Annotated in this window: 4 protein-coding genes; 1 reads left to right on the top strand and 3 read right to left on the bottom strand. The window is 43.3% G+C overall.

The genetic code is table 11. The features are described from left to right. Positions 1–392 precede the first annotated feature (392 nt). The 3 genes from ppk2 to ASV53_RS22950 form a co-directional block, all read right to left on the bottom strand. Positions 393–1,199, bottom strand: a complete 807-nt coding sequence (ppk2, locus tag ASV53_RS22960; RefSeq protein WP_094958836.1) for a polyphosphate kinase 2 — start codon at positions 1,197–1,199, stop codon at positions 393–395. Between the two features lie 79 nt (positions 1,200–1,278). Then, positions 1,279–2,022: a copper homeostasis protein CutC gene (locus ASV53_RS22955; RefSeq protein WP_094958835.1), complete on the bottom strand. Its 744-nt coding sequence runs from the start codon at positions 2,020–2,022 to the stop codon at positions 1,279–1,281. A 312-nt stretch (positions 2,023–2,334) separates the two neighbouring features. Next, entirely contained in the window at positions 2,335–2,943 is a 609-nt protein-coding gene (locus tag ASV53_RS22950; RefSeq protein ID WP_062691354.1) for a peroxiredoxin C, read from the bottom strand. A 132-nt stretch (positions 2,944–3,075) separates the two neighbouring features. On the opposite strand from ASV53_RS22950, the gene ASV53_RS22945 reads away from it, so the two are divergent. After that, the gene (locus ASV53_RS22945; protein WP_094958834.1) at positions 3,076–3,978 is read left to right on the top strand and encodes a hydrogen peroxide-inducible genes activator; all 903 of its coding nucleotides are present in this window, start codon (positions 3,076–3,078) and stop codon (positions 3,976–3,978) included. Positions 3,979–4,373: the final 395 nt, after the last annotated feature.

The raw sequence follows: 4,373 nt of genomic DNA, 5'->3' as shown, positions 1-4,373 counted from the left end.
GTTTTTAGGTTTAAAAAGTTTTTTGTCGTATTAACTCTAAAAATTAAGCGTTTAGATTGAGCGTTTAGATTGAGCGTCCTGCTCAGTAACCCTGATAACTCGAGAGTTCATCGCGCTTCCCTTGTCGACGAGGAGATAATAAAAGTTGGCGATTAATTACTCTAATCACCAGTATTGATATCAATGATTACTGAAACTTATGAGAGATGAAGATGATGAAGTTTTGATGTAAGGGGAGGAGCGGTTGGAGGATGAAATTAGGTGTGAATTAGCGGTAATAGATAGGTTTTACGGCCTTTATTGGGATAAAAGTGAACAATGGGGTAGAGCAATCCCAAAGCAATTTCATGGCACTGTAATTTCTCTCTGGCTTTGTTTGGGATGGATGTGTGTTATTTATTAAACCGATCGGGCACAAAGGTTTGCTGATCGAGTGGAGAGCGTATGTAACCGTCTTTGTTGACATCGGGGAGGTCAATCTCGGGGTAGCTTAAGGTTTGATATGGGATGTGGGCTAGTAAGTGGGAGATGCAGTTAATACGGGCTTTCTTTTTACTGTCGGCATCCACCACCCACCATGGGCACTGTTTAGTATCTGTGTAAGCAAACATACGATCTTTAGCCGCAGAATATTCCACCCAGCGATTGCGTGACTCTAAATCCATAGGGCTAAATTTCCAGCGCTTAATTGGCGTATTGATACGTTCAAGAAAACGCTTTTCTTGTTCTTCGTCCGACACTGAAAACCAATATTTCAACAGTATAATGCCAGAGCGCTGCAACATGCGTTCAAACTCAGGGCATGACCGTAAGAATTCTTCGTATTCCTCTTCGCTACAAAAGCCCATGACTTTTTCAACACCAGCACGGTTGTACCAACTGCGATCAAACAGCACAATTTCACCTGCCGCGGGGAGGTGAGCCACATAGCGTTGAAAGTACCACTGTGTTTTCTCTTTTTCGGTCGGTTGAGGTAAGGCGACGACACGGCAAATTCGAGGGTTAAGCTTTTCGGTGATCCGTTTAATGACGCCACCTTTACCTGCTGCGTCTCGTCCCTCAAAAATGACCACGACTTTCATTCCTGAGTGTTTGATCCACTCTTGAAGTTTTACCAATTCGACTTGGAGTCGTTCGAGTTCGATGGTGTAGTCTTTCTTTTTTAACTTATCAGCAGAATCGATGAGAGGTGGGGTCATGCATTCCTCCTTGGTCGCAACATTTGATAGGTATTACGATGGTGGTATTAGCATAGCGTAATACCTATCTTTTGATGGGTTAAAGCGTTTGAATTTTCTCGACCACTGCGCTGATTTTTTGTGCTGAGGTGATAGGGATAGCGAAATCATCCACATTCGCGTTACCCATATGTGCTGATGGATCAATATGTTGCATTAAGCTTGGGCGGGTACTTTTTCCTGATAGGTGAATTTCGTGTACGGCTGTTTGTTGGATTATCGAAAGGGCATTATTAGCGGTAACACCGGCACCCGGCATGATACTCAAATGGTTGCCACAGTGTTCCACCATACGCTTGATCATCGTGATACCTTCGGGGGCGCTAGGTGCAAGTCCAGACGTGAGTACTCGCTCACAACCTGCTTGCATTACAGCATCAAGCGCAGCAAAGGGATCGGCACATTGGTCTATGGCGCGATGGAAAGTGACGCCTAGCGTACTGGCTTGTTTCATTAAGGCGTTCAGAATATCGCGATCAATATGGCCGTCAGCTGTTAAAGCGCCAACAACAATACCTTGCAGTTGCGCTTGTTTGGCGGCATGAATATCAGCCAGCATGATTTCTACGTCGTCACTTGAGAACAAAAAATCCCCTTGGCGTGGACGGATCATGGCATAGACAGGAATTGTGGCATGTTTAGCGGCAAGGCGCATGAATCCAGCACTGGGTGTTAAGCCGCCAAGTGCAAGTGATGAGCAGAGTTCAATACGGTTAGCGCCGCCTTGTTGGGCATAGTGCAGTGATTCTAAATTATCAATACAGACTTCGATTTGCATAATGATCTATCAGGTAGAAAACAGATAGATAGAGTCTATTACAAACGATGTATGAAAGCTGAATCCAATATCAATCTATGGGGATGAGAAATTATGTTCGTGGATACAGTGATGAGTCTGGTGATTTAGTCTGGTGATTGAGAGGCGGATATGGTGTCGAACTGAGTTTTTAGGAGGGGGAGAAACTAGGGGGGGTAGAAACGAAAAAGGGCCCGGTGCATCCGGGCCTCATTCTATTTTTGCCTATTGGCTGACTTTGGCTTTACGCTATTGCGTTTGTCGCCTTATTAACACCGTGAGCGTGGTGCTAATTGGTAATTACTTACCTAGGTCTGCAGTGTGCTCAGATAGGTAGTCAGCAACACCTTTTGGAGATGCATCCATACCTGCTTTGCCTTCTTCCCACTGTGCTGGACAAACTTCACCGTTCTTCTGGTGGAAGTTTAGAGCATCAACCATACGTAGCATTTCGTCGATGTTACGGCCTAGAGGAAGGTCGTTAACTACTTGGTGACGTACTGCACCGTCTTCGTCGATTAGGAAAGAACCACGGAAAGCAACGCCTGCTTCTGGGTGCTCTACATCGTAAGCTTTACAGATTTCGTGCTTAACGTCAGCAATTAGAGGGTATTTAACTTGACCGATACCGCCGTCTTCAACAGCAGTGTTACGCCATGCGTTGTGAGAGAATTGAGAATCGATTGAAACACCGATTACTTCAACGCCTTTCGCTTGGAAATCTTCAAAACGCTTGTCGAATGCAATTAGTTCTGATGGGCAAACAAAAGTGAAGTCTAGTGGGTAGAAGAAAACTACCGCTTTTTTACCTTTGGTAAATTCTGCGAAGTTGAAGTTATCAACGATTTCACCGTTACCTAGAACAGCTGCAGCAGTAAAATCTGGTGCTTGACGACCTACTAGTACCATTTTGGTGCTCCTAATAAAATTCAATGCGGTGCTACTATTTAAAGTCGCTCCCTGTTTGGACGAGACAAACTATAACGAAACTGGTAGATTCAAAAAAGCGGAATAAATAGATTGATGTAATCGAAAAATACGATGAACAAGTTTCCTTCCTTAAAACAGCTTAACTATATAGTCACATTGTCAGAGACTCGCCATTTCGGTGAAGCGGCCAAACTTTGCTTTGTTAGCCAATCGACGCTCAGTTCTGGTATACAAAACCTTGAAGACTTAATTGGTTGTCAGCTCATTGAGCGTGATAACAAAAATAAATCGTTAGTTTTTACCTCTATGGGTGAAGACGTGGTGACTCGCGCTCGCGAGCTACTGGCACGTTCGCGTGATTTGATGGAGCTATCTAATTGCACTGGCGATGGCATGGAAGGACAGTTACGTATTGGCTGTATTCCCACTATTGCCCCTTTCTTATTGTGTGATCTAGTCCAAGAAGTGAATCTACGTTTTCCTAAGTTAGATTTGCTGCTGCGCGAAGACACAACCGCTAATTTGCTGACGGCTTTGCGTAATGGCGAGATGGATGTACTTATCTTAGCCTTACCGATGGATATTAACGGGATGCAAAGCAAGATCGTCGGACGTGATGCTTTTAAGATGGTGATCAGTAAGAAGCAAGCAAATACAGTGCGGGTACCGATTAGTTATGATGACTTACCGGATGCATCTGTCTTTCTGCTGGAGCGTGAGCACTGTTTAACGGATCACGCTGTGTCTGCCTGTCAGCTCACCAGTAAAGATAAGATTAATCCCTTTTCGGCCACAAGTTTACATACCTTAGTGCAGATGGTCGCGAACGGTATGGGAATGACCTTTATTCCCCAAATGGCCATCGACCATGGTTTGCTTGATAATCAAAACTTGGTGGTAGTTGAACCGCCAGGCCATGAAGCTTACCGTGAAATCGGCCTTGTTTGGCGACCAACATCTAGCCGAATTCATACCTTTGACCAATTAGCCGATGTGGTTAAAGGGATACTGTAATACTTGTAACCTTTGGTTTTTGGCTGCAAATTCCCATCTTTTTCTTATTATCTATACAGCGCTGGCATATAAATCAATATGTCAGCATATTCCTCTAAGTTATCGTTAAATTTCAGATACATTGTATTTAGCCCCATAGGGGTAACTCACTGCTATTTGTAGGTTTATTATGTTTCGTCTTAGAAATAAATGAAACTAGATGAGTATTTTTGTATGCAGCTAGCGTATGAAAATATCACCTGCACCTCTCTTATCTGTATGTTATTTAACCTGTTATTGCCTCGCTATTTAACCGCTTCTGTTTAAAACGATTTTTGTCATCAAATTATTTGCGATTATTTATGTAACTTAATTACGTAATTTAATCAAAAAACGACATTTTTACAGCTATAGAG

It is taken from the genome of Photobacterium sanguinicancri, from assembly GCF_002265265.1.
Taxonomy (GTDB): domain Bacteria; phylum Pseudomonadota; class Gammaproteobacteria; order Enterobacterales; family Vibrionaceae; genus Photobacterium; species Photobacterium sanguinicancri.
Note: the sequence above shows the minus strand (reverse complement) of the source record. Positions and strands in the feature narration are given on the sequence as shown.